At 65.9% G+C, this 24,271-nt stretch carries 22 protein-coding genes; 9 read left to right on the top strand and 13 right to left on the bottom strand.

Translation table 11 applies throughout. The features are described 5' to 3' along the window. Positions 1-10: 10 nt before the first annotated feature. The 4 genes from P5W99_RS35165 to P5W99_RS35150 form a co-directional block, all read right to left on the bottom strand. On the bottom strand, positions 11-1,192 hold the full coding sequence (locus P5W99_RS35165; protein ID WP_421028396.1) for a chromate transporter: 1,182 nt from the start codon (positions 1,190-1,192) through the stop codon (positions 11-13). Continuing rightward, positions 1,189-2,169 (bottom strand): chromate resistance protein ChrB domain-containing protein, encoded by a 981-nt coding sequence (locus P5W99_RS35160; RefSeq protein ID WP_434666573.1) that lies wholly within the window; start codon positions 2,167-2,169, stop codon positions 1,189-1,191. The genes P5W99_RS35165 and P5W99_RS35160 overlap by 4 nt, the downstream gene beginning before the upstream one ends. Positions 2,170-2,343: 174 nt before the next feature. Continuing rightward, complete coding sequence (gene acnB / locus P5W99_RS35155; RefSeq protein ID WP_421047150.1) at positions 2,344-4,929, bottom strand: bifunctional aconitate hydratase 2/2-methylisocitrate dehydratase; 2,586 nt, start codon at positions 4,927-4,929, stop codon at positions 2,344-2,346. 239 nt (positions 4,930-5,168) lie between these two features. Continuing rightward, a complete protein-coding gene (locus P5W99_RS35150; protein WP_421028393.1) occupies positions 5,169-6,080 on the bottom strand; it encodes a LysR substrate-binding domain-containing protein in 912 nt (303 codons plus the stop codon). Positions 6,081-6,180: 100 nt separating this feature from the next. Here P5W99_RS35150 and psrA point away from each other — a divergent pair, with 100 nt between their 5' ends. Next, complete coding sequence (psrA, locus tag P5W99_RS35145; RefSeq protein WP_434665935.1) at positions 6,181-7,272, top strand: iron-containing alcohol dehydrogenase PsrA; 1,092 nt, start codon at positions 6,181-6,183, stop codon at positions 7,270-7,272. 176 nt (positions 7,273-7,448) lie between these two features. After that, a complete protein-coding gene (locus P5W99_RS35140) occupies positions 7,449-8,753 on the top strand; it encodes an MFS transporter (RefSeq protein ID WP_434665932.1) in 1,305 nt (434 codons plus the stop codon). 55 nt (positions 8,754-8,808) lie between these two features. Here P5W99_RS35140 and P5W99_RS35135 read toward each other — a convergent pair whose 3' ends face one another. Both P5W99_RS35135 and shc read right to left on the bottom strand, forming a co-directional pair. Further along, positions 8,809-9,546: a hypothetical protein gene (locus P5W99_RS35135; protein ID WP_434665930.1), complete on the bottom strand. Its 738-nt coding sequence runs from the start codon at positions 9,544-9,546 to the stop codon at positions 8,809-8,811. 259 nt (positions 9,547-9,805) lie between these two features. Next, complete coding sequence (gene shc / locus P5W99_RS35130) at positions 9,806-11,854, bottom strand: squalene--hopene cyclase (RefSeq protein WP_434665927.1); 2,049 nt, start codon at positions 11,852-11,854, stop codon at positions 9,806-9,808. Positions 11,855-11,952: 98 nt separating this feature from the next. Between shc and P5W99_RS35125 the strand changes: the two genes are divergently transcribed. Continuing rightward, positions 11,953-12,675, top strand: coding sequence for a TetR family transcriptional regulator (locus P5W99_RS35125; RefSeq protein ID WP_434666570.1), 723 nt, complete (start codon positions 11,953-11,955; stop codon positions 12,673-12,675). A gap of 24 nt (positions 12,676-12,699) precedes the next feature. Here the strand turns inward: P5W99_RS35125 and P5W99_RS35120 are convergent, their stop codons facing one another. After that, entirely contained in the window at positions 12,700-12,960 is a 261-nt protein-coding gene (locus tag P5W99_RS35120; protein WP_434665924.1) for a transporter substrate-binding domain-containing protein, read from the bottom strand. Here P5W99_RS35120 and P5W99_RS35115 point away from each other — a divergent pair. Beyond that, positions 12,937-13,365 (top strand): helix-turn-helix domain-containing protein, encoded by a 429-nt coding sequence (locus P5W99_RS35115; protein WP_434665921.1) that lies wholly within the window; start codon positions 12,937-12,939, stop codon positions 13,363-13,365. The two genes, P5W99_RS35120 and P5W99_RS35115, sit on opposite strands and share 24 nt — an antisense overlap. On the opposite strand, the gene P5W99_RS35110 is transcribed toward P5W99_RS35115, so the two are convergent. The 3 genes from P5W99_RS35110 to P5W99_RS35100 all read right to left on the bottom strand — a co-directional run bounded on the left by P5W99_RS35110 (position 13,330) and on the right by P5W99_RS35100 (position 14,631). Next, the gene (locus P5W99_RS35110) at positions 13,330-13,707 is read right to left on the bottom strand and encodes a type II toxin-antitoxin system VapC family toxin (RefSeq protein WP_434665918.1); all 378 of its coding nucleotides are present in this window, start codon (positions 13,705-13,707) and stop codon (positions 13,330-13,332) included. The two genes, P5W99_RS35115 and P5W99_RS35110, sit on opposite strands and share 36 nt — an antisense overlap. Then, positions 13,707-13,943 (bottom strand): type II toxin-antitoxin system Phd/YefM family antitoxin, encoded by a 237-nt coding sequence (locus P5W99_RS35105; RefSeq protein WP_421028385.1) that lies wholly within the window; start codon positions 13,941-13,943, stop codon positions 13,707-13,709. The genes P5W99_RS35110 and P5W99_RS35105 overlap by 1 nt, the downstream gene beginning before the upstream one ends. 76 nt (positions 13,944-14,019) lie before the next feature. Continuing rightward, positions 14,020-14,631 (bottom strand): LysE family translocator, encoded by a 612-nt coding sequence (locus P5W99_RS35100; RefSeq protein WP_421028384.1) that lies wholly within the window; start codon positions 14,629-14,631, stop codon positions 14,020-14,022. A gap of 150 nt (positions 14,632-14,781) precedes the next feature. On the opposite strand from P5W99_RS35100, the gene P5W99_RS35095 reads away from it, so the two are divergent. Genes P5W99_RS35095 through P5W99_RS35080 form a run of 4 tightly spaced genes read left to right on the top strand, consistent with a single transcriptional unit; the run spans position 14,782 to position 19,547 of the window. Next, positions 14,782-15,621: a DUF3348 domain-containing protein gene (locus P5W99_RS35095; protein ID WP_421028383.1), complete on the top strand. Its 840-nt coding sequence runs from the start codon at positions 14,782-14,784 to the stop codon at positions 15,619-15,621. Between the two features lie 20 nt (positions 15,622-15,641). Then, on the top strand, positions 15,642-18,197 hold the full coding sequence (locus P5W99_RS35090) for a DUF802 domain-containing protein (protein WP_434665913.1): 2,556 nt from the start codon (positions 15,642-15,644) through the stop codon (positions 18,195-18,197). After that, positions 18,194-18,859: an OmpA family protein gene (locus P5W99_RS35085; RefSeq protein WP_421028381.1), complete on the top strand. Its 666-nt coding sequence runs from the start codon at positions 18,194-18,196 to the stop codon at positions 18,857-18,859. The genes P5W99_RS35090 and P5W99_RS35085 overlap by 4 nt, the downstream gene beginning before the upstream one ends. After that, complete coding sequence (locus P5W99_RS35080) at positions 18,852-19,547, top strand: DUF2894 domain-containing protein (protein ID WP_434665910.1); 696 nt, start codon at positions 18,852-18,854, stop codon at positions 19,545-19,547. The genes P5W99_RS35085 and P5W99_RS35080 overlap by 8 nt, the downstream gene beginning before the upstream one ends. Positions 19,548-19,633: 86 nt before the next feature. Here the strand turns inward: P5W99_RS35080 and P5W99_RS35075 are convergent, their stop codons facing one another. Together P5W99_RS35075 and P5W99_RS35070 are read right to left on the bottom strand one after the other, a co-directional pair. Beyond that, positions 19,634-20,941: an MFS transporter gene (locus P5W99_RS35075; RefSeq protein ID WP_421028379.1), complete on the bottom strand. Its 1,308-nt coding sequence runs from the start codon at positions 20,939-20,941 to the stop codon at positions 19,634-19,636. A 138-nt stretch (positions 20,942-21,079) separates the two neighbouring features. Continuing rightward, positions 21,080-22,162: a tartrate dehydrogenase gene (locus P5W99_RS35070; protein ID WP_421028378.1), complete on the bottom strand. Its 1,083-nt coding sequence runs from the start codon at positions 22,160-22,162 to the stop codon at positions 21,080-21,082. Between the two features lie 118 nt (positions 22,163-22,280). Between P5W99_RS35070 and P5W99_RS35065 the strand changes: the two genes are divergently transcribed. Further along, complete coding sequence (locus P5W99_RS35065; protein WP_421028377.1) at positions 22,281-23,198, top strand: LysR substrate-binding domain-containing protein; 918 nt, start codon at positions 22,281-22,283, stop codon at positions 23,196-23,198. Between the two features lie 70 nt (positions 23,199-23,268). Here the strand turns inward: P5W99_RS35065 and P5W99_RS35060 are convergent, their stop codons facing one another. Further along, a complete protein-coding gene (locus P5W99_RS35060; protein WP_421028376.1) occupies positions 23,269-24,255 on the bottom strand; it encodes an AraC family transcriptional regulator in 987 nt (328 codons plus the stop codon). Positions 24,256-24,271 lie beyond the last annotated feature (16 nt).

Raw genomic sequence — 24,271 nt, 5'->3', positions numbered from 1 at the left:
GCGCGAGCTATCAGGTGTGCAGGTGAAGAAGCGGATAGAGGCCAAAACCGATCAGGGCGGCGGCGACAACGATCACGGGCTCCGGAAGTTTCCTGAAGCGCCACAGCAGCAGTACGGTTGCGAGCGCGATCAGCGCGGTTGGCCAGTCGACGACCGAACGCCTCGCAATGACAACGACCGACCCGGTAATCGCGCCTACGGCCGCAGCGGTGATACCGTCGACAAACGCCTTCACGGCAGGAAGCCGCCCGTATTTCTTGAAGTACGGCGCGGGCAGGACCGTAAACAGGTAGCATGGCAGAAACGTGCCGATCGCGGCGACACAGGCACCGGCTAGCCCTGCAACCAGATAGCCGATGAAACCTACGGTGATGACAACCGGCCCCGGTGTAATCATCGCGACGGCCACTGCATCGACGAACTGTTTGTCGTTGAGCCAGTGGTGCTCGGTCACGACGCCGCCGTAGAGAAATGGCACGATCGCGAGGCCCGAACCGAACACGAACGCACCCGCCTTCGTGAAGAAAAAACCAATCTGGCCAAGCAGCGAGAGATCCAGCCCGCTGGCCACGCCAGCAAATGCTGGCGCCTGTGTCGCCGCGAGTGCATTGAGACCGCCTTTATTGAGCCATCCGGGCGGCGACCGGCGCAGCCAATTGACGACACCACCCGCGATAAAGAGCCAGGCAATTTCGGATTCCGTGTAGACCGTTACAACCGCGAGGATCACGAAGATGATCCAGAGCAACCGGTTTGTGCCAAGCGTCTTTGTCGTCAGCCTGTATGCGCTCATCGCAATGATGCCGACCACGGCCGCACCAACGCCATAGAAGACCGCCTGCATCCACGACAGTCCACCGAAATGCGCGTAAGCCCAGCCCAGCGCGACGACCATCAGGAACGACGGCAGCACGAAGGCGAGGCCTGCGAGCGTTGCGCCCAGTAGACGGTAGTGCACGAAGCCGAGATAAATGCCAAGCTGCGCGGCAAGCGGACCGGGCATCATCTGCGCCAGTGCCAGCCCTTCGCGGTAATCCGCTTCGGTGATCCAGCCGCGCCGCTCGACCAGATCACGACGCATATAGCCGACGAGCGCGACCGGCCCGCCAAAGCCGACCGTGCCGAGCTTGAGCATATAGAGCGCCATCTGCCCAAGCGTGTAGCCGGGAACCTGCGCGGTGGTCGTGCTCATGGGCGCCGTCCTGTATCGCTGCCTTTTTCACGAGCCGCGAAATGCGTGTACATCGACTCGAGCACCGGACTCATGGCAGCGAGTAGTTGATCGTCGTCGGCCGTGCGCTCTCGGTTTCCGGCCATGACCGCTTCGAACCCGATGCCTTCCGGCACGCTCGCACCACCCACATCGAGCGCGTGAACCATCGCGCCGAGCCGCACAAGCGCCGGGTCACTGTCCAGGCCAAAGCTCGCCAGCAGCACTTCGAACGTGACGCGTTCTCCAACATGGGTAAAGGCTGCACCATCGAAATCGAAGCCGAGCGCGTCGGCCGGACACGCCTCCGGCGACGGCAACCAGATAAAGCGCGCGTCACGATCGATAAAACGGCGGATCAGCCAGGCGCTGGCCACTCGGTCGACCCACATGCGCCTGCGAGTCGCCCAGGTTCGCCCCTGATAGTCGCTAGCGGATAGCGAGCGGATTGCGCGGTCTGTCGCGTGCGGCTCGCCCGGTGAAAGCACCGTATCGACGTGCGCCAGAAAATCATGCCAGGCGGCTTCGGCGCGCGTCGCTGCCTCAGCCGGAAAGAAGTCGATCGCAACGAGGGTCTCGTAGTCCTTGCGCAGTCGCCGCAAGACCTTCGTTAGTTCAGCGGCGGATTGGCCCGAAACCGTCTTCCGGGCATCGGCGAGTGTGCGGGTGAAGCCGTCGTACTCATCGGTACGATCGAACAGCGCGCGAAATTCTGCCTCCTGCGAAGCATCGAGGCTCGGCGCACGCAGAAGATGGGCGGTGCCGCCACTCTCGCCAATGGCGACTGCGAGTTCGCGCAGCATCGCCTCACGTTCGGCCGTGTAAGGCAGCAGATATATGCCGTCGCGCAGAACGGCGCAGCCGCGCGCCTTGAGAGCGCGCCAAAAGCGCATGCGCGCCGTCGCATTCTCAGTCGGAAGCGTCAGCACAAGGAGTGACCACGTCGAACAAGCATTCATGTAGATCATACTACTCGTGTGTAACGTGATCTACAAGATTACTTCTCAGGCAAGAAACCTCCAAAGCCCACAAAAAAAATGGCCCCGCAGGCTGAATGCCTGCGGGGCCATTGCGCGAAGTACGAGGACGCCAGCCTGGCGCGAAAACTCCCGCGCCTCAGGCCATCGTCACATTTACATCGCCACGGTGTCGGCCACGTCCTTGAAGTCCGCGATCTGGTCGAAGTTCATGTACTGATAGATCTTGTCGCCGTTGGCGTTGATCACGCCGATATCGGCCATGTACTCGTCCTTGGTCGGGATCTTGCCCAGACGCGAGCAGATCGCTGCCAGTTCCGCCGAGCCGAGGTACACATTCGTGTTCTTGCCCAGACGGTTCGGGAAATTACGCGTCGAGGTCGACATCACCGTCGCGCCTTCGCGCACCTGTGCCTGGTTGCCCATGCACAGCGAGCAGCCCGGCATTTCGGTACGTGCGCCAGCGGTGCCGAACACGCCATAGTGGCCTTCCTCGGTCAGTTGTTTCTGGTCCATCTTGGTCGGCGGCGCAACCCACAGCTTGACCGGAATATCGCGCTTGCCTTCGAGCAGCTTCGAAGCCGCACGGAAGTGACCAATGTTGGTCATGCACGAGCCGATGAACACTTCGTCGATCTTCGCGCCGGCGACATCGGAGAGCGTCTTCACGTCGTCCGGATCGTTCGGACAGGCCACGATCGGCTCGTGCACGTCAGCCAGATCGATCTCGATGACGGCGGCGTACTCAGCGTCCGCATCCGGTTGCAGCAATTGCGGATCGGCCAGCCATGCCTCCATCGCCTTGATACGGCGCTCGAGGCTGCGCGGGTCCTGGTAGCCCTGGGCGATCATCCACTTCAGCAGCGTGATGTTGCTGTTGAGGTACTCGATGATCGGTTCCTTGTTCAGGTGCACCGTGCAACCGGCCGCCGAACGCTCGGCCGACGCATCCGAGAGTTCGAACGCTTGCTCGACCTTCAGATCGGGCAGGCCTTCGATTTCGAGGATGCGGCCCGAGAAGATGTTCTTCTTGCCCTGCTTGGCGACCGTCAGCATGCCTTGCTTGATGGCGTACAGCGGGATCGCGTTGACGAGGTCACGCAGCGTGACGCCCGGCTGCATCTTGCCCTTGAAGCGCACGAGCACCGATTCCGGCATGTCGAGCGGCATCGTGCCGGTAGCGGCCGCGAACGCCACCAGACCCGAACCCGCCGGGAAGCTGATGCCGATCGGGAAGCGCGTGTGCGAGTCGCCGCCGGTGCCGACGGTGTCGGGCAGCAGCATGCGGTTCAGCCACGAGTGGATCACGCCGTCGCCCGGGCGCAGCGCAATGCCGCCACGCGTGCTGATGAAGTTCGGCAGGGTCTGGTGCGTCTTCACGTCCACCGGCTTCGGATAAGCGGCGGTGTGGCAGAACGACTGCATGACGAGGTCGGCCGAGAAGCCGAGGCATGCGAGGTCCTTCAGCTCGTCGCGGGTCATTGGGCCCGTGGTGTCCTGCGAGCCAACCGAAGTCATCTTCGGTTCGCAGTACGTGCCCGGGCGCACGCCCTGGCCTTCCGGCAGGCCGCAGGCGCGGCCAACCATCTTCTGCGCGAGCGAGAAGCCCTTGCCGCTGTCGGCCGGCTGCTGCGGCAGGCGGAACAGCGTCGAAGGCGCGAGGCCCAGCGCTTCACGCGCCTTCGCGGTCAGGCCACGGCCCACGATCAGCGGAATGCGGCCGCCGGCGCGCACTTCGTCGAACAGCACATCGGACTTGACCTGGAACTCGGCGATCACTTCGCCGTTCTTGAGCGCCTTGCCTTCGTACGGACGCAGTTCGACCACGTCGCCCATTTCCATCTGCGACACGTCGAGCTCGATCGGCAGCGCGCCGGCGTCTTCCATCGTGTTGTAGAAGATCGGGGCGATCTTGCCGCCGAGGCACACGCCGCCAAAGCGCTTGTTCGGGATGAAGGGGATGTCTTCGCCCGTGAACCACAGCACCGAGTTGGTGGCCGACTTGCGCGACGAACCCGTGCCGACCACGTCGCCCACATAGGCGACCAGGTGGCCCTTTTCCTTGAGCGATTCGATGAACTTGACCGGGCCGCGCTTGCCGTCTTCTTCCGGCGTGATGCCGGGGCGCGCGTTCTTCAGCATCGCCAGCGCGTGCAGCGGGATGTCGGGGCGGGTGGTGGCGTCCGGGGCCGGCGAGAGGTCGTCGGTGTTGGTTTCGCCGGTCACCTTGAACACGGTGATGGTCAGGCTTTGCGGCACTTCCGGACGGCTCGTGAACCATTCGGCGTCGGCCCAGCTTTGCAGCACGGCCCTGGCATTCGCGTTGCCCTTGTCGGCCAGTTCCTTGACGTCGTGGAACTGATCGAACATCAGCAAGGTTTTCTTCAGCGCGTCGGCGGCGACCGTGCCGACTTCGGCGTCGGACAGCAACTCGATCAGCGGGGCGATGTTGTAGCCGCCCAGCATCGTGCCGAGCAGCTCGGTGGCGCGGGCGCGCGAGATCAGCGCGCAGGCGGTTTCGCCCTTGGCGACGGCGGCCAGGAAGCCGGCCTTCACGCGGGCAGCTTCGTCCACGCCGGCCGGCACGCGGTTGGTGATCAGGTCGAGCAGGGTCTGCTCTTCGCCGGCGGGCGGATTCGCCAGCAATTCGACCAGCTCGGCGGTCTGCTGGGCCGTCAGCGGCAGGGGGGGAATGCCGAGCGCGGCGCGCGCGGCTACGTGTGCACGAAAGTTTTCAAGCATGTGGGGCCTACTGGTGTTGCGTTTCAGGGGAAGGCTTGTCAAGCACGCCAAGGCTGCTCCGGGTACCGCTTTGAGGGGGATTTTAATGGCAAATGGGCTCTAGCGTCAAATGTCTTATGTCTTATATAAGAGTTAGAGGCGCATTGAAACCCATGGCGGCAAGCGTTCAGTCTGTTTTCGGGAGCAACGGGGCGGTTTGTCCGCGCGGCACGCGGGGATGAACGGCAGGCGCAGCGCCGTCACCCGCGTCGTTCGTGGCGAGGCGACGGGGGGCCGGCCTGCTCGCTGGCGAGCAATTGCCGGACGACATCGAAGAAGGCTGCGACGAGTCGCGCGCCGCGCCGCTCTTCGAGGCACACGACGTGCGCGTGCGTATAAACGTCGTCGCCCTGAATCGCCAGCTTGCGCAAGCGCGGATCGTCGATGTGCTCGCGCTCCGACACGGCGGCGATGCCCAGTCCCAGGATCACCGCCTCCCGGATGGCCTCGCGGCTTCCGATCTCGAGCGAGTAACGCGCCACGACGCCGTGCGCGCGCATGGCCGCCTCCAGCGCCTTGCGCGTGGTCGAACCCGGTTCGCGCATGATGACCGGTTCGTCGCGCAGGTCCTCGATGCGGATGCTGCGGCGGCGCGCCAGCCGATGCGAGGCCGGCACGATGATGACGAGTGGATGGCGCCGGTAAGGTACGTAGCAGAGCTTAGGATCGTCTTCGTACTGTGCGAGCACCGCGACATCGGTCTGATACGCCAGCAGATCGCGCACAGTGTCTTCCGAGTTGCCCAGCCGCACCGACACATTCAAGCCCGGATACCGCCGATGAAACGCGGCCACGATTTCGATCGCGTGCAGCGGACCCACTGCGCCTACGCGGATCAACCCAGTCGTGAGGCCTGCGGACTCCTTCAGATAATCGATCGCTTCCTGCTCGCTGCTGAACATGCGCTGCGCCATCGCGTAGAGGGTTTCGCCCGCGGGCGTCAACGCGACGCGCCGCCCGCTGCGATGCAGCAGCTCCACGCCATAGCCTTCCTCGAGCGCGCGCACTTGCGTCGTCACCGTCGGCTGGCTGACGTGCAGCGCCTTCGCGGCGGCCGTCACGCTGCCATAACGGCCCACGGCGTAGAACGACCGGAGGTGTGTCAGACGCATAGATCCGTTGAATGATCATGTGAAAATTTTTGTATTTTTACTATAAGCCGTGCTTTCCCATAATCCGTTCATACCCGCGACCACTCATTGAGGGAAAACGATGAACGGCGTGTTTTGGAATCCTGTCGAGGTGAACTTCGGCCGAGCCAGTCTCGAACGGCTGGCATCGATCCTCGGCGAGCGCAATGCGGTGGTGGTGACGTTTCCAGAAGCCGCCGAGCTCGGTCTGATTCAGCGATTGCGCGACATCGCCGGCGCACGCATCGTCGAAATCATCAGTGACGTCCAGCCCAATCCCGACGTCGTGCATCTCGCGAACATGTACGGCGAGTACTGGCGCGCGCATCACGCGACCCCGGCAATCGTCGCGGTGGGCGGCGGCAGCGTGCTCGATACGGCCAAGGCGTTGATGGTCGGCACGCACAGCGGCGAGTTCGGCGAACTGCTCGACTGTCTGGACAATGGCGCGCCGTTCACGCCGCCGCACGCGAAGCAACTGATCACGGTGCCCACCACGGCCGGCACGGGCAGTGAAGTCACGCCGTGGGCCACGATCTGGGACCGCACGGTGAAGCAGCGCAAATACTCGCTGCATCTGCAGCAGACATGGCCCGAGGCGGCGATTGTCGATCCGGACCTGACGCTGTCACTGCCGCTCGCGGTGACGGTGCAAAGCGGGCTCGATGCGCTGTCGCACGCGCTGGAGGCGATCTGGAACGTGAACGCGAACCCTATCTCGGACGAGTTCGCGGTATCGGCGGCACGCGACATGCTCGAGACGCTGCCCGTGCTCGCAAGCGACCCCGGCAATCCGCTCCTGCGCGAGCGCGCCTCGTTCGCCGCGCTCAAAGCGGGCCTGGCGTTCTCCAACACGAAGACCGCCCTCGCCCACTCGATTTCCTACGAAATGACGATCCGTCACGGCATCCCGCACGGCATCGCATGCTCTTTCACGCTGCCGATGGTGTTGGGTCTCGCACGCGGACGCGACGCGGACCGCGACGCGGTGCTAGCTCGCGTGTTTCCCTGCGCGCTTCGCGATGCCGATCATTTTCTTGCGCGCTTTCTCGAAGGACTTGGCGTGCGTACCGAATTCGCGAGCTATGGCGTTGGCGACGACGAATCGCGCCGCATGATCGCGCACGCGCTGAGCGGGCCGCGCGGGCGCAACTTCCTCGCGGCGCACGCCTGAGCCGGCCCGCGCACGGAACACAACGGAACTCAACAGAAGCGGGCGCCCAAGCCCGCCGAGCGTACATTGGCGCGAGCAAGCCGCGCGCCGCTGCAAACGAGAACGGCGCCCCAAGCAGCGACCGATCGACCCCGTCGCGCTACCGGCCGCCTCCCGGAGACACAAGGAGACATGTCATGGAAGCAGTGGAAATCGCTGGAAGCCTGCCGACGGACACGAACGCGCGCACCGCCAGGGCGGTTGCGCTCGCGAGCCTGATCGGCACGACGGTCGAGTGGTACGACTTCTTTCTGTACGGCACGATCACCGGACTCGTGTTCGACAAGCTGTTCTTCCCAACCGGCAACGCCTTCGTCTCAACCATGCTCGCGTACACGGTGTACGCCGTCGGCTTCGCCACACGCCCGCTCGGCGGCGTGATCTTCGGTCATTTCGGCGACCGCCACGGACGCAAGCCGCTCCTCGTGCTGACGCTCTCGATCATGGGCGTCTCGACCTTCCTCATCGGCCTGCTGCCCACCTACGCAACGATCGGCGTCTGGGCGCCGGTGTGTCTACTGCTCCTGCGCCTGCTGCAAGGCATCGGCCTTGGCGGCGAATGGGGCGGCGCGGTGCTGATGGCGTTCGAGTACGCGCCCCGCAGGCGGCGCGGGCTCTACGCGTCCTATCCGCAGATCGGACTTGCGGTGGGACTGTGCCTGAGCAGCGGCGTGGTCGCGCTGCTGACTTCATCGATGAGCGCCGAAGCGTTCATGCAATGGGGCTGGCGCGCCGCTTTCATGGCGAGCATCGTGCTGGTGGGCGTAGGCATGTTCATCCGGCTGCGCGTCGTCGAAACGCCGGCCTTCACGAAAGTGCGCGATTCCCATACGGTTGCGAGAGTGCCGGTGAAGGAAGTGTTCGGCGACTATCGCAAGAACGTGCTGCTCGGCTGGGGCGCACGCTATATCGACGGCGTCATCTTCAACACCTATGCGGTGTTTGCGCTCACTTATCTGATCGGCGTGCTGCATTATTCGAAGGCTGCCGTGCTGAGCGCCATCACGCTGGCCGCGTTCGTGCTCATCTTCACGATCCCGCTCGCGTCACGCCTCTCGGATCAGGTCGGACGGCGCCGGGTGTTCGGCTGGGGCGCGCTCGTGTGCGGCCTGAGCGCGTGGCCGGTATTCGCGATCTTCCATTTTTCGCAGAGCCTCGGCGCGATCGTCGGCGCGATCGTGATCGTGCTCGGCGTTCTGTACGCATTCGTCTACGGCCCGGAAGCGGCGCTCTTTTGCGAGCTGTTCGATACGCGCGTGCGCTACAGCGGCATCTCGGTCGTGTATCAGATCTCCGGCATCGTCTCCAGCTCGATCACGCCGCTCGTCGCCACCACGCTGCTGCATTACGGCAATCAGCAGCCATGGTGGATTGCGGTCTACATCACCTGCGTGGGCGCACTCAGCGCGACCTGCACGAGTCTGATGCGGCGCACCTACTGAGGGTGCGTGCATTCGGCCATCAAGGATCGGGCTTTCGGGACGGCACGATGCGTCGTCATTGCGTCGGATCATACGGAACCGTGTGCACACTCTCGTTGTAGCTCGGCATAGGCGCCCCCGGCGGTGCACCCGGCGGCGCGTAGCTGCCCCTGCCAGGCGCGGGCGGCGGGCCATAGTAATCCGTGGCTGGTGCGGCGCCGGGCGCGGGTGGGCCGTAGTAGTCGTTCGTGACCGGAACGGCATCCCCGGCGCCCATACCCCTGTAGGCGTCGGGCGGTGGGCCATAGTAATCGTTTACGGGCGGGGCGGCGCCGGGTTCCACATACACGGCACCGGGCTCCACGTACATGGCGCCAGGCTCCGGCCCCCACGATGCGCCGACGCCCGCCGGGCCTCCAGGACCGCCCGCGCTCGCGTTGCCATGACCCGTGCTGGTCGTGCCTGCAGCGCCCGCGCTACCCGTGCCGGATCCACCGGCGCCAGTGCTGCCCGCGCCCGGGCCAGCACTACCTGCGCCTGTGCCTGCTGCCCCGGTGCCTGCCGTTCCGGCACTACCCGTACCTGTGCCTCCTGCGCCGGTGCCGCCCGTGCCTGCACTACCCGTAGCCGTGCCGCCCGAGCCGGTGCCGCCCGTGCCAGCACTACCTGCGCCTGTGCCGCCAGCACCCGCACTACCCGCCCCCGTGCCGCCCGCGCCCGCGCCCGCGCCCGCGCCCGCGCCCGCAGCATAAGCCGCACCCGATATCGCCAAAGCCAACACCCAAGTCACCGTCTGTTTCGTCGATCGATTCATCGCCCCCCCTTCTTGTGCAAGTCGCCACAAGAACGCGCCTTACCGCGCAAAACCGCGCTGCGCGTACGTCAACAATCGCGCAAACGATGTGCCACGAAGTGACGGCGTGACCGCTTGCTACTTTCGAAATTCAACGCCATGGCGCGCCGTAACGCGCAATCAGAAGGACAATCCAGCTAACGTTTATTTCGTATTCCAAATTACATAGATGAAAAAAACGCCACCTCGAAAGATGGCGTTCATTTCATGCGCGCGGCGTTCACGCCAACGTGACCGCCTCGCCCGACTTCGCTTCGACCGACCTCGCCGCGCTGGCCCGCGCCCCATCCGCCACCAGCCGGCGATACCGCGCCAGCGCCCAGAGCGGAAAATACGCGGTATAGCCGTGATACTTGAGGTAGTAAATGCGCGGAAAGCCCGGCGCGTTATGCGAGCGATGCCACCAGAAGCCCTCGTCGTCCTGCACCGAAAGCAGATATGCAATGCCGCGCCGCACCGACTCCGATTCGCAGTCGCCGAACGCCATCTGCGCAAGCAGCGCCCACGCCGTGAAATTCGAGGTGCTCTCGCCGCCGTTCGTGCCCGCGAGGCGCGGGTCGATATAGCTGTCGTTGGTCTCGCCCCATCCGCCGTCCGCATGCTGGCGCGACCTGAGCCAGGCGAGCGCCCGCGCGATATACGGCTGCGAAGGATCCTCGCCCGCCAGCGCGAGACCCGCGAGCACGCTCCACGTCCCGTAGATGTAATTGGTGCCCCAGCGCCCCCACCAGCTGCCATCGGGCTGCTGCGTCGTCTTGATGTAGTCGATCGCGCGCACGAGCGCGGGCTTGTCCTCCTCGCGGCCCGTCACGCCGAAGCACAGCAGCACACGGCCCGATACGTCCTCGGTGGGGGGATCGAGCAGCGCGCCGTGGTCGGCGAACGGAATCGCGTTCAGATAGAGCCGGTCGCAGTCGGCATCGAACGCCGCAAAGCCGCCATTGCGCGATTGCAGCCCGCGCATCCAGTCGAGCGCGCGCGTCACGCGCGCGGCGTACGGGTCGGTGCCCGTGGCGCGCTTGATCGAGCGGCCCCGGCGATGCAGCATCGCGGCCACGACCGCGCTGTCGTCGATGTCGGGGTAATACGGGTTGGCGTACTGGAACGCCCAGCCGCCCGGCTGCACGTCGGGACTCACGTTCTCGATCCAGTCGCCCGCGAGGTCGTCCACCTGGCGCGTCGCGAGCCAGTCGTAGGCGCGCGTGATCTGCTGCTGCAATGGCGCGCTGGAGGTCGAATCAGGGCTCGACACTTCCGGCACCGCCAGCGCCTGCTCGAGCGCCATCGTACTCCACGCGGTGTCCCATACGGGCGACAGACACGGCTGGCAGTACATGCTGCCGTCCGGACGCTCCACGAGCAGCTTCTCCAGCGCGTTTTCGCAATCGCGACGCAGCGGATGATTCTCGTGATAGCCGAGCACTTCCATCATCTGATAGCTATAGACGATAGGCGGAAAAATGCCGCCCATGCCGTCCTCGCCGTTCATGCGCTCCGCGCACCACGCTTCCGCGTGCTTCATCGCGCGTTTGCGCAGCGATTGCGGAATCAGCGGCTCGAGATGGCGAACCGAGCGATCCAGCGCGAGAAAGAGCTTGCGCATGCCCTTGCCACGCGGAAAATAATCGCGCTCCTCATCGGGCGGCGTGACGAACAGTTCGGCGATCGACACGTTGTGCGGATTGCGCGCCTGCGCCTTCAGCGAACAGAGCGCGAGCAGCGGCACCATGGTCGTGCGCGCCCAGTACGCGACCTTGTACATCGAGATGGGCACCCACTTCGGGAACAGCACGAACTCGATCGGCATGAACGGCGTGGCGCGCCACGGCACCTGGCCGAAGGTGGCCAGCAGGATGCGCGTGAATACATTGGATTTCGCCGCGCCGCCCAGCTTCAGAATGGCTTCGCGCGCCCGCACCATGTGCGGCGCGTGGGGGGCGTCGCCGGCTGCCTTGAGCGCGAAATAGGCCTTCACGCTCGCGGAGACATCGGGCGCGCCGTCCACGTACAGGTCCCACGCACCGTGCGTTTCGAGGCGCTGGATCGCACGCAGATAGCGCGCCATTTTCTCCTGGCGCACCGTGTCGATCTTCGCCATGAAATGCATCATGAGGATGTATTCGGCGGTGATCGTCGCGTCGGATTCGAGCTCGAAACACCAGCTCCCGTCGGGATGCTGCCGGCGCGCGAGCGCTTCGCGCCCGCGGACAATGGCGGCGTCGAGCAGCGCCGCGCGTTGCACGTTGGTTGGCATATCGGAATTCTTCATGGTGCCGAATAATACCATCCGTACGGAATGTTTTGCGCCTCGGCCCTCGATGGTAAGATCGATGCATGAAAAATTCCCCCGTCAAAGCCTCTGCCAGCATGGCAGGACACGCCGCGCGCCCGGCGCGGCGGCCCGCGCAGGTGCCTGACAAGGCCCCTCACGAGGCTGCGCGGCATCCCGATGCAGGATCTGCCGAAACGTCAGGCGGGAAGAACGCGGAGCCGCCCGGCGCCCCCGCTTCGGGCACGCGCCGCAAGAAAGCGCCCGTGCAGGTGCGCGCCCAGTTGCTGCAAGCGGCCTCCGATATCGCCACCGATCACGGCGTGCAGGCCGTGACGCTAGACGCCGTGGCCGAGCGCGCCGGCGTGACCAAGGGCGCGCTGCAGTATCACTTCGCCAACAAGCAAGGGCTCATCGACGCCCTGTTCGAGCAGACGCTGGAGCGCTTCGACGCGCAAATGGAAGCGCGCATCGCGGCGGACCGCAAGGATCGCAACGACCCTCACGGCGCCAGCGCGCGCGCCTACCTGCATTCGACCCTCGACGAAACGAGCCCGGCCGCGAGCACCAACGTGCTGCGGGTGCTGGTAGCCGCGATGATGACCGACCCCGAGATCCGCGAGCGCCACTCCGCGCCCATGCGCAAGTGGACGCGCCCCGACCCGCTGCCGCTCGAACACGCGGCGCGGCTCATGATCTGCCGGCTGGTGGCGGACGGCCTGTGGATCTCGGACCTGCTCGGCTATCAGGACCTGTCGCCCGCGTTGCGCGACGAGATCGTGAGGCAGATCGAACGCATGACGATCGATAAGGCTTCCTGATTTTACGGCGCAGCGTCACTGCACTCAGAGCACATCCTCCCCCAGCCACCTCTTGCTGATCGAGCTGTATTCGCCATCCTTATAGAGCGAATCGAGCGCGCCGTTGATGGCATCGCGCAATTTCGGGCTGTCCTTGCGCACCGCAATCGTCATCAGTTCGGGATACAGCAGCGGCCCTACCGGCTTCGCGTCGATCTGCTTGTCGCGGATCGTCAGAATGCCACGACCGGGTCCACGCGCCAGGCGGCGGTGCGGCTCGACATGACGCAGTCGGCGGTCAGCCATGCGCTCGCGCGGCTCGAGGGCAGCTTGCGCATCAAGCTATTCGAACGCGAGAACCAGCGTCTGCAGAGTCGGCTTGGATACGAGCTGCGGGTCAATCTGAGTTCGCTGGGGGAAATGATCCGGCTCACGAACGGCGTGAGCCTGCTCAACGCGCTGAGCGCGGCCGATCTGTGCGCGAACGGCGATCTCGTTGCGCGCGCATTCGATTCGAACCAGTGGTTCAACTTTATCTCGTACATCGCCGCGCGCTCAAGGACAATCGCGCAGTTGGCGACGTGCTTGAAATCGCGCGAGCCTGCGTGCGCGAGACGGCGGCGCAGACGGCTTACCCGGAGGCGTTTTCCGTTGGGTAGGCCGGTGTATGCACCTTTAGAACGAAAGAACCAGTTCTGTGTACTTCGATAAATAACCATCAGCAGTTACTAAACGAAGCGGCTCGGACAAGGCCTGCGCAACCAGAAGCCTGTCGAACGGGTCTCGAAGAATGTCTGGAAGGCCGCGAACCCTCGCGGCGTGAACGGCGCGCACGGGCAATTCTGAAAAACCACTCGCCTCAATCTCGGCAACGAGCAAATCGATGTCCACGTCCAGCTTGCCGAGTCCGACCTTGACCGCCGCTTCCCAAATGCTCACACTGCTCACATAAACTTCATCGGCGTCCGCAATCAACTTGCGCGCCACTTTGGTCAGCCTCGGTTCATCCTTGACCGCCCATAGAAAGACGTGCGTATCGAGCAGCAAGCGCATTAGCGCCCCTCGAACGCGGAAAGGATCTCGTCGGGCAGCGGCGCATCGAAATCGTCCGCAATACGAATCTTGCCCTTCAAGCCGCCAAAACGTCGAATCGGCTTTGCGCGCTCCATGGGCACCAGCCGTGCAGCCGGCTTGCCTGCTTTAGCAATCACAATTTCCTCACCATTCGCTGCGGCATCGACCAAACGCGAGAAATGTGTTTTGGCTTCGTGGATATTGACCGTAGGCACGACTACCTCCAAGTGAGTCTAGTCCATGTTAGTCCACAACGACGCGGCGCACAATAGACGCCGGTCAACCACCTTCTTACCTCGCCGCAATCGTCACCGCTGCGCCCGCCATGGCAATCGCGCTGCTGCGGTTCGCGGCGCGCACCATGCGACGGCTCGTGAGCAAACGCCGCGCGCGCACCGCAAACATCGCCCACGCGAGATCGATGGCGATGAGCACCGCCAGCATCGTGAGTACCAACTCCGACCACTCGAACACGCCCACACGCGAAAGATCGACCATCGTCGGCAGCAGGGCCATATAGAAAATCATGATCTTCGGATTTCCCAGCGTAACGGCCATCCCCGCGAGAAACATGCGCAACGGCGAGCGCTTGCCCGGCAGACTATCCGCCTGAAAATCGGCGGGCGCGAACCACATTTTCCACGCAAGAAACAGCAGGTACGCGACGCCCAGAAATTTGAGCACGATAAAGCCGAGTGCAAAGGTATGCGCGAGCGCCGCGAGTCCGGCAACGGCACAGGTCAGCCAAACTGCTTCGCCGATCCACATGGCAGCGAGAAACGGCAGCACGTCGCGAAAACCGCTGGTCAGCACGCGGGCCACCAGCGCGGCAACGCTCGGGCCCGGCATGCCGGCCACGATCAGCAGGGCCAGCGCGAATGCGCTCAAACTGGAAAACGCCATGGAAATCTCCTCGTGCACGAGCCGCAGCGCCCGCGCGGGAGAAACAGTTTAACGCGCGCCAATCACCACCTACGACCAGCCGTCCGCGACGAAAACCACGATCGACGCCGCGCCGCCGTGTAAACTGCTGCCTTTTTTGCCTCTTGTGGTATGGTCCATCCCCCGCAACGCACTTCATTGAGCGGTCCGGCCCTCGTTCGCCTGCTGGCGCGCCTGAGCGAGGCCGACGTGCAAGCGTCGCCGCAGCCGCTCGCGGACCGGCTGAGCCAGTGGCTCGGCTGGACCGACGCGATCGCGCTCTCGACGGTGCTGACCGCTCCGGCAACGGCAAGCGCCGTGGCGAACGGCGCGCGCACGAGCGGCGAGGACGAAGCACAGCGATGCCTGAGCCTGCGCTCGGCGCTCTCGAAGGCGATTGCGCTCGACGGCATGCTCGCGCCCGCGAAGGCGCGCCGCGCGAGCGTCCATGGTCACGCTGGCCACGCGCGCGCGTTGCAACAAGCGCCGGTTCAGCAAGCCCCCGTTGCTGACGAAACGGACGCCGACTACGCCGTCTTTCGCCAGTGCTACGTCGCGCTACAGCAGAAGATGGAGACCGACATCGGCGACTTGCGCGGACGTCTGCGCAGCCGGCTCGCGGCGGTGTCGCCCGCCATGGCGAAGCTCGCGACGCTCGACGCCATCATGGAGCGCTCGCTCGCCGCGCGCGAGCGCAGTCTGCTCGGTGCGGTGCCCGGCCTGCTGGGCGCGCATTTCGAGCGGCTGCGCAAGGTGGCTCGCGAGGCCGCGGCCCGCGAAGCCCTGGCCGCAGCCGATGACGCGCAAGACGCGGAAAGTGCTCGACAAGCGGAAGCCGCGGCGCCGGCCCGAGCCGCGCCCGGCGCGTGGCTCGATGCGTTCCGCAAGGATGTACAGAGTGTTTTGCTCGCCGAACTCGATGTTCGGTTTCAACCGGTCGAAGGGCTGCTTGCAGCGCTTCGCGCCCACTAGCGCCTGCTAACCCAAACGCTATGTCCAGACTTCGTATCGATCTCGTTGTTTTCCTCGCCGGCCTCGCCGCAGTGTGCTGGATCGCCGCCGGCTATGCCGGCTCGAATCCGCTCGCGCTCGCGGTCACCATGCTGATCGGCGCCTGCTATGTGGCCGGCGCCTTCGAGCTCTACCGCTACACTCAGGCCACCGCCACGCTTGCGCGCGCCGTCGGCGCCGTGGGCACCGCGCCCATGCCAGCCGCTTCGCTCGGCGGCTGGCTCGATCAATTGCATCCGAGCCTGCGCAGCGCCGTGCGCGCGCGCGTCGAAGGCGAGCGCGTCGCGCTGCCCGGCCCGTCGCTCACGCCCTATCTGGTCGGCATGCTGGTGCTGCTCGGCATGCTGGGCACGCTGCTCGGCATGGTGACGACGCTGCGCGGCACCGGCGTGGCGCTTGACGGCGCCACCGATCTCGATGGCATTCGCGCTGCGCTCGCCGGTCCGATTCGCGGGCTCGGCTTCGCGTTCGGCACTTCGATCGCGGGCGTCGCGAGTTCTGCAATGCTGGGCCTGCTCTCGGCGCTGTGCCGCCGCGAGCGCATCGAGACCGCCCAGCGCCTCGACGCGCTGAGCGCCACCACGCTGCGCCCGTTCTCGCACGCGCACCAGCGCGAGACGAGCTTCGCGCTCATGGCGCGCCAGGCCGATGCGATGCCCAAGCTGGTCGAGCGCCTCGATGCGATGATGACGGCCATCGAACGCCAGGGCGCCGCGCTCGGCGAACGCCAGCTCGCAAGCCAGCAAGCCTTCCTCGGCAACGCCGAGGCGGCGTATGCGCGCCTGGCTTCCTCAGTGGGCGAATCGCTCAAGGCCAGCGCCGCCGAAAGCGCGCGCGCCGCCGGCGCGGCGTTCGCGCCGGTCGTGGAAGCGACCATGGCGGGCCTCGCGCGCGAAAGCGCCGCATTGCACGGTACGCTCACGCAGGCCGTGGAGCGCCAGCTCGACGGCCTCGCCTCGGGCTTCGAGGCCAACGCCACGCGCGTGGCCGGCATCTGGACCGAGGCGCTGGCCGACCAGCGCCGTTCGGGCGAAGCGCTCGCGCGCGACCTGCAAGGCGCGCTTGAACGCTTCGCCGCGACCTTCGAGGAGCGCTCGGCCAATCTGGTGCACGACGTCGATGCGCGGCTTGCGGCGTCGGCTTCCGGTGTTTCGCAGGCGTGGCAGGACGCGCTCGCGAGCCAGCAGCGCGCCGGTGAAAAACTCGCGGGGGACAATCAGCAGGCGCTCGCCTCGGCCGCCGCGACTTTCGAGCAGCACTCGGCCGCGCTTCTGCGCGCCGTGAGCGATGCGCATGCCAATCTGCAAACGCAGCTTGTCGCGCGAGACGAGGCGCGCCTCGCAACGTGGCGCGAAACGCTTGGCGCGATGAGCGCCACGCTGCGCGACGAGTGGCGCGCGACCGGCACGCAGGCCGCCGAACATCAGCAGGCCGTGTGCGCCACGCTCGCGCAAACCGCCGAAGCGGTCGCCGCCCAGACCGAAGCGCACGCGAACAGCACGCTCGCCGAAATCTCGCGCGCGGCCGAGGCGGCAGCGGCGTCATGGCAAGCGGCCAGCGCCGAGGCTGCGGAACGTCAGCAGGCCGTGTGCGAGACGCTGAACAAGACCGCCAGCGATATCGCCGCACACGCCAGTGCGCACACGAACCGCACGGTTGCCGAAATCACGCGCGTGGCCGAGACAACGTCGGCGGCCTGGCAGGCGGCGAGCGCTCAAGCAGCGGAACGCCAGCAGATCATTTGCGATGCGCTGACGAAAACGGCCAACGACATCACCACGCAAACTGAAGCACATGCGAGCGGCACGATCGCGGAAATCGCACGCGCGGCGGAGGCCAACGCGGCGGCATGGCAAGCCGCAAACACGCAAGCAGCCGAACGCCAGCAAGCCACCTGCGATGCGCTCGCGAAAGCCGCCAGCGACATCGCCGCACACACCGAAGCGCACGCCAATGGCACCATCGCCGAAATCGCACGTCTCGTCGATGCCGCGTCGGAAGCGCCGCGCGTGGCCGCGGAAGTGGTCGCCGAACTGCGCAAGAAGCTCTCCGAAAGCATGGTGCAGGACACCGCGATGCTTGAAGAGCGCGGCCGACTGCTCTCCACCGTCACCACGCTGCTCGACGCCGTGAACCACGCGAGCACCGAGCAGCGCACCGCCATCGACGCGCTCGTGCAAACCTCGGCAGGACTCATGGAGCGCGTGGGCGAGCGCTTCTCCAGCCAGGTGGAAACCGGCGCGCAGACGCTCGAAGGCGCGGCCGCTCAGGTCACGGGCAGCGCCGTGGAAATGGCGAGCCTCGGCGATGCATTCGGCGCGGCCGTCCAGCACTTCGGCGCATCGAACGACAAGCTCATGACGCAGTTGCAGCGCATCGAAACGGCGCTCGACAAGTCGCTCGCGCGCAGCGACGACCAGCTCGCCTACTACGTCGCCCAGGCCAAGGAAGTGATCGACCTGAGCCTGCTGTCGCAGAAGCAGATCGTCGAGAACCTGCAACGCTTGCGCGTGCAGGCAGGGGCTGAAGCCGCATGAACGACGAAATCGACGGCGGCGTGGAGCCCACCGCGCCAGTCTGGGCCGCATTCGGCGACCTGATGGCGGCATTGCTGGGCGCGTTCGTGTTGATCCTCGTGGGGGTGATCGGCATGCAGCTCGAAGCGTCGACACGTCTCGCCAACGAGGTCAAGCAGCGCCAGATCGAAACGCAGCGGCGCAAGACGCTCGAGCAGGCGCTGGCCGGCCCGCTCGCGGCGGGGCGCGTGACGCTCGTGAACGGGCGCATCGGCATCAGCGGCAACGTGCTGTTCGCGCTGAACTCCGACCAGCTCCAGCCGCAAGGGCGCGAGTTGCTCAAGAGTCTCGCTGGGCCGCTCGCCGCGTATCTGCGCGACCGCGACCAGATTCTGATGGTGAGCGGTTTCGCCGACGACCAGCAGGTACACGCGGGCAACCGCCGCTTCGCCGACAACTGGGAACTCTCGGCCCAGCGCGCACTGACCGTGACGCGCGCGTTCATCGATGCGGGCGTGCCGGCGCAGTCGGTGTTCGCGGCCGCGTTCGGTTCGGAACAGCCCGTGAGCTCGAACGCCGACGAAGCAGGCCGCGCGAAGAATCGCCGCGTGGAGATCGCCGCGGTGCCGAGGCCCGCGAGCAGCGCGCGTGCGCAAACCGGGGCGCATAACGGCCATGAATGACGGCGCGCGCGAACTCCCCCGCGAGAACAAACACGAAGAAACCGCCGAGCCCGAAGCCACGCGCGCGCGCGCCGCGCTCGACGCCTGGCGCGCTCGGGGCGCGGACCGGCTCGATCCCGTGCGCTACGCGTTGATCGACGCATTGGACCGCCGCGCCCGCATGCATGCGGGCGCGGCGCGGCGCGTGCTTGATGCGCGCATCGACGGATTGCTCGCCGACTATGCCGGCGCGATCGAGCGCGCGGCATTGCACGCCGCCTCGAATCCACCCGTGCACGCTGAAGACGCGTCACGACAAGGCGCAAGCGCGCATGGCGCACTCACCTCGCACATCGGCAACGCGGACCATCTCGCACGCAGCGGGCCGCCTGCGGAACTGCTCGATTACTTCCGCGAAGTCTGGTCGCACCTGAGCGCCGACCAGCAGGTCCAGCAGTCACTCGATCAGGTGCCGAAGAATGCGGGGCCGCTCAATTCGAGCAGCCTCGTGCACCGTGCGCTGCTGCTCATGCGCGAGCTCTCGCCGGGCTATCTGCGCCAGTTCCTCGCGTATGCCGACGCGCTGTCGTGGCTCGAAGACTTGAACGCCGCCACGGCGCCGGCGCCGAAGGAAACGCCGCGTGCGAATAACGCAAGGGCGGGCACGAAAGCCGCGCCGAAGAAGGGAACGCGCAAGGGCACGCAATAGCGACCATTAGCGACCGCCAAGCGCCAACGCACAGAACAGCGGCGCGGGGCATCTTCATCTTGCTTGCCAGCACGCCGCGCACGTTTTCAGCGAGGCGCCTGGGCAAGCGGCTCGGCCTCGGCGCCGGTCTTGCGTCCGAGCACCAGCGTCACCACCGCCGAAACCGCGAGCGTCGCCGCCACCACATACAGGCCCGCGCCATAGCCGCCGGTCGTGTTCTTGAGCCAGCCGATCGCCGAAGGCCCGACGAAGCCGCCCAGGTTGCCGAGCGAATTGATCATCGCGATCCCCGCAGCGGCGCCCGCGCCCGAAAGGAACGCGCCCGGCATCGCCCACAGCGGCGCCTTGGCCGCGCTGATGCCCACGTTGGCGAGCACGAGCGCACCCACGATCGCAGCCGTGCCGTTTGCGCCGGCCGCCAGCACGAACCCGGCGCATGCGAGCAGGCACGGCACCACCACGTGCCACGTGCGCTCCTGGGTACGGTCCGAATGGCGCGCCCACAGCACCATCGCCACCACCGCCGCCACGCTCGGAATACCGGTGAGCAAACCGGTCTGGAACGGACTGTAGCCGAACTGCTTGACGATCAGCGGCGCCCAGATGCCAAGCGTATAGAGCCCCGCCGAAGTGCCGAAGTAAATCAGCGCCAGCGCGAGCACGCGCGGATTGCACAGCGCCGCCAGCACCGCGCCCGTATCGCCGTGCTGCGCGTTGCGCGCGCTCGCTTCTTCGTCGAGCTTGCCGATGAGCCAGCCCTTTTCGTCACTGGCGAGCCATGGCGCCTTCGCCGGCGCATCGGTCAGGCAGCGCAGCACCGCGAAGCCCAGCACGACTGCGGGAATCGCTTCGAGCACGTAGAGCATCTGCCAGTCGGCGAGACCGAACATCGGCTTCATCTGCATGATCGCGCCCGAAAGCGGCGAGCCGATGGCCGTGGAGATGGGCGCGGCGGCCATGAACCAGGCGGCGGCCACGGCGCGCTGGCGCGACGGGAACCACTGGCTCAGGTACAGGATGATGCCGGGAAAGAAGCCCGCTTCCGCGATGCCCAGCAGGAAGCGCAGCGTGTAGAAACTCGCAGGACCGCTAACGAATGCCGAAGCTGCACTCACGATGCCCCACGTGACCATCACACGCGCGATCCAGACGCGCGCGCCCACGCGATGCAAGATCAAATTGGATGGCACTTCGAAAATGAAGTAGCCGATAAAGAACAGGCCGCCGCCAAAGCCGAACGCTGCCGACGACAAACCAATGGCCTTGTTCATCGACATCGCGGCGAAGCCCACGTTGACGCGATCGAGAAAGCTCACGAAATACAGCAGCATCACAAACGGAATGATGCGCCACAGGAGTTTCTTCGAGACTCGGTTTTCGAGTTCGGAATGCATGTATCTCCTCCTTGGAGACCGTTCCGCACGCGAAGCGCGGATCACGGTTTCAAAGCGGCGCGTGCGTGTGTCGTAGTGGATTCGTGTGATTGGGCACGCGCCGTCGAAAGCGGTTCAGGCGGCAATTCAGGCAGCAACTCAGGCCGCAACGGCCACCTTCTCGATCAGCGCACACACTGCATCGGTGACTTGCGCGGTAGTGGCCGTGCCACCGAGGTCGCCCGTGTGCAGCGCCGGGTCGGCCGTCACGCGCTCGATCGCATCCATCACCTGCTGCGCGGCGGCCTGCTCGCCCAGATGTTCGAGCAACATCACCACCGACCAGAAGGTGCCCACCGGGTTCGCGAGGCCCTTGCCCATGATGTCGAACGCCGAGCCGTGGATCGGCTCGAACATCGACGGATAGCGGCGCTCGGGGTCGATGTTGCCGGTGGGCGCAATGCCGAGGCTGCCCGCAAGCGCGGCGGCCAGGTCGCTGAGGATGTCCGCGTGCAGGTTGGTCGCGACGATGGTATCGAGCGTGGCGGGACGGTTCACCATGCGGGCCGTGGCGGCATCGACGAGTTCCTTGTCCCACTTCACGTCCGGGAATTCGGCGGCGATCTGGTTGGCGATTTCGTCCCACATCACCATGGCGTGACGCTGCGCGTTGCTCTTCGTGATGACCGTGAGCCGCTTGCGCGGACGCGACTGCGCGAGGCGAAACGCGAAGCGCATGATGCGCTCGACGCCGGCGCGCGTGAGGATCGAGACATCGGTGGCCGCCTCGATCGGATGGCCCTGGTGCACGCGCCCGCCCACGCCCGCGTATTCGCCTTCGGAGTTCTCGCGCACGATCACCCAGTTCAGGTCTTGCGGACCGCAGCGCTTGAGCGGCGCATCGATGCCGGGCAGGATGCGCGTCGGGCGCACGTTCGCGTACTGATCAAAGCCCTGGCAGATCTTCAGGCGCAGCCCCCACAGCGTGATGTGATCGGGCACATCGGGGTCGCCCGCCGAGCCGAACAGGATCGCGTCCTTGTCGCGGATCTGGTCGAGGCCGTCGGCGGGCATCATCACGCCGTTGGCGCGGTAGTGGTCGGCGCCCCAATCGAAGTTCTCGAACTCGAACGCGAACGAGCGGTTCGTGCGTGCGAGCGCTTCCAGCACGGCCTTGCCCGCCGGCACGACCTCCTTGCCGATGCCGTCGCCGGGAATGGTTGCGATGCGATACGTCTTCATGGTGTCCGTCTCCACGTCCTTCGATTGAATGTGGATTGGACTTTACCGAACCAGGAGCGCCGTAACCGGTGCTAGACTCAAAGCATTCTTAACTTCAATTCACAAATGCGGGTCATTTATGAGTGAAGCCGTGCACCCCGCCGATCTCTCGTTCTTCTCTACGCTTTCGGCGGCGGGCAGCCTGAGCGCCGCGGCGCGCGAGCTGGGGCTCACCGCAGCGGCCGTGAGCAAGCGCCTCACGCAGATGGAACAGCGCGCGGGGGTGTCGCTCGTCAACCGCACCACGCGGCGCATGATGCTCACGCCCGAGGGCGAGCTGTATCTGGAGCGCGCGCGGCGCATTCTCGACGACATCGACGAGTTGGCCGAACTGCTCGGCAGCGCGAGAAAGAGTCCCAAGGGCCTGCTGCGTGTGAACGCGACGCTCGGCTTCGGGCGCAGCCACGTCGGGCCGGCCATCTCGCGGTTCGTGGAGAAGCATCCGCAGGTGAGCGTGCAATTGCAGCTTTCCGTGGCGCCGCCGCCGCTCACCGACGACACCTTCGACGTCTGCGTGCGCTTTGGCGAACCGCCCGATACGCGCGTGGTAGCGCGCCGCCTCGCGGCCAACCGGCGGCTGCTGTGCGCGTCGCCCGCGTATCTCGCGCGGCGCGGCGTGCCCGCCACGCCGCAGGAGCTCACGCGCCACAATTGCATCGGCATCCGCCAGGGCGACGAGGCTTACGGCGTCTGGCGTCTCATCGCGGGGCGCGGTGCGGCGCACAAGACCGAGACGGTGCGCATCAACGGCAATCTCACCACCAATGACGGCGAGATCGCCGTGCACTGGGCGCTGGAGGGGCACGGCATCCTGATGCGCGCCGAATGGGACATCGCCGAGTATCTGGCCGATGGCCGGCTCGTGCAGGTGCTGCCCGAGTACGACACACCCAACGCAGACATCTACGCCGTTTATTTGCAGCGGCACCAGATGTCCACGCGCATTCGCGCCTTTGTCGACTTCCTCGCGCAGGAACTCGAGGCGCGCCGGGGCTGAACCGCTTCAGGCATGACACGCCCGCGACTCACCCCGCACGGCGATGCGGAGCCGCGCCGTTCTTGCCGCATCATGGCGAAGCGGCAGGTGGTACGCCCGGCGCGTAAGGCGCCTCATGAGGATCGCGCACGCTGCGCGCGTACTGCTTGGGCGCCATGCCCGACCAGCGCCGGAACGCGCGAATGAACGCCTTCTCCGACGCATAGCCCACACTCGTCGCAATCTCGATCAGCCGCCGCCGCGAATCGCGCAGCGCGCCGCTCGCGAAATACATGCGATACGCGGTGAGATGCCCGATCGGCGTCTCCTCAACGAGTTCGACAAACCGCGCGCTGAAGCGCGAGCGCGACATGCCCGCCGTGGCGGCCAGCGATTCGACGGTCCAGTCGCGCTCGGGGTGCCGATGCAACTGCGCGATCGCACGGCCGATCTGCGGGTCCATCAAGCCGCGCAGCCAGCCCGTGTGGCTGATTGCCGAGGCCAGATGCGCGCGCAGCAATTGCACGAACAGCACGTCGGCGAGGCGCGCCGCCGCGACCGCCCAGCCTGGCTGGCACGCCATCGATTCGCGGATGAATGCCATCAGCGTATCGGCAAGCCAGGGGCCGACCGCGGGATCGTTCGCGCGCACGTGAATGAGCGGCGGCAGCACCGAGAAGAGTGGATTGCGCACCGCCTCGCGGTAAAACACGATGCCCGTATAGAGATCGCAGACCTCGCCGCTGCCTCCCGCCGTGAGACGCAGGGGCGTGTCGAAACTCGGCCGGATGCCTTCGCGCGCAACGAGATCGTCGAACGGCACCGGCGTCACGCCGGGCGCCGACGCGAGCACATGCTCGTGCCCGTGCGGCAGCAGCACGAAGTCGCCCGGCTCGACGCGCAACGGCTCCATGCCCTCCACGATGATGGTGTAAGGGCCGCCGAAGGCGGTCCTGAACGCCGCGCCTTCGACGGCCGGCTTCACGAACGCCCACGGCGCCGCGAGCGAGAAGTGCCCCGTCACCACGGCGTCGGCGCGCAGATCGGCTAGCGCGGCGCTCAACAGGTCTGTGGCCATGTGCTCCTCTCCGTTT

Source organism: Paraburkholderia sp. A3BS-1L (genome assembly GCF_051125215.1).
Classification (GTDB): Bacteria; Pseudomonadota; Gammaproteobacteria; order Burkholderiales; family Burkholderiaceae; genus Paraburkholderia.
The sequence above is the reverse complement of the archived record's forward strand: the minus strand, read 5'-3'. Positions and strand labels throughout refer to the sequence as shown.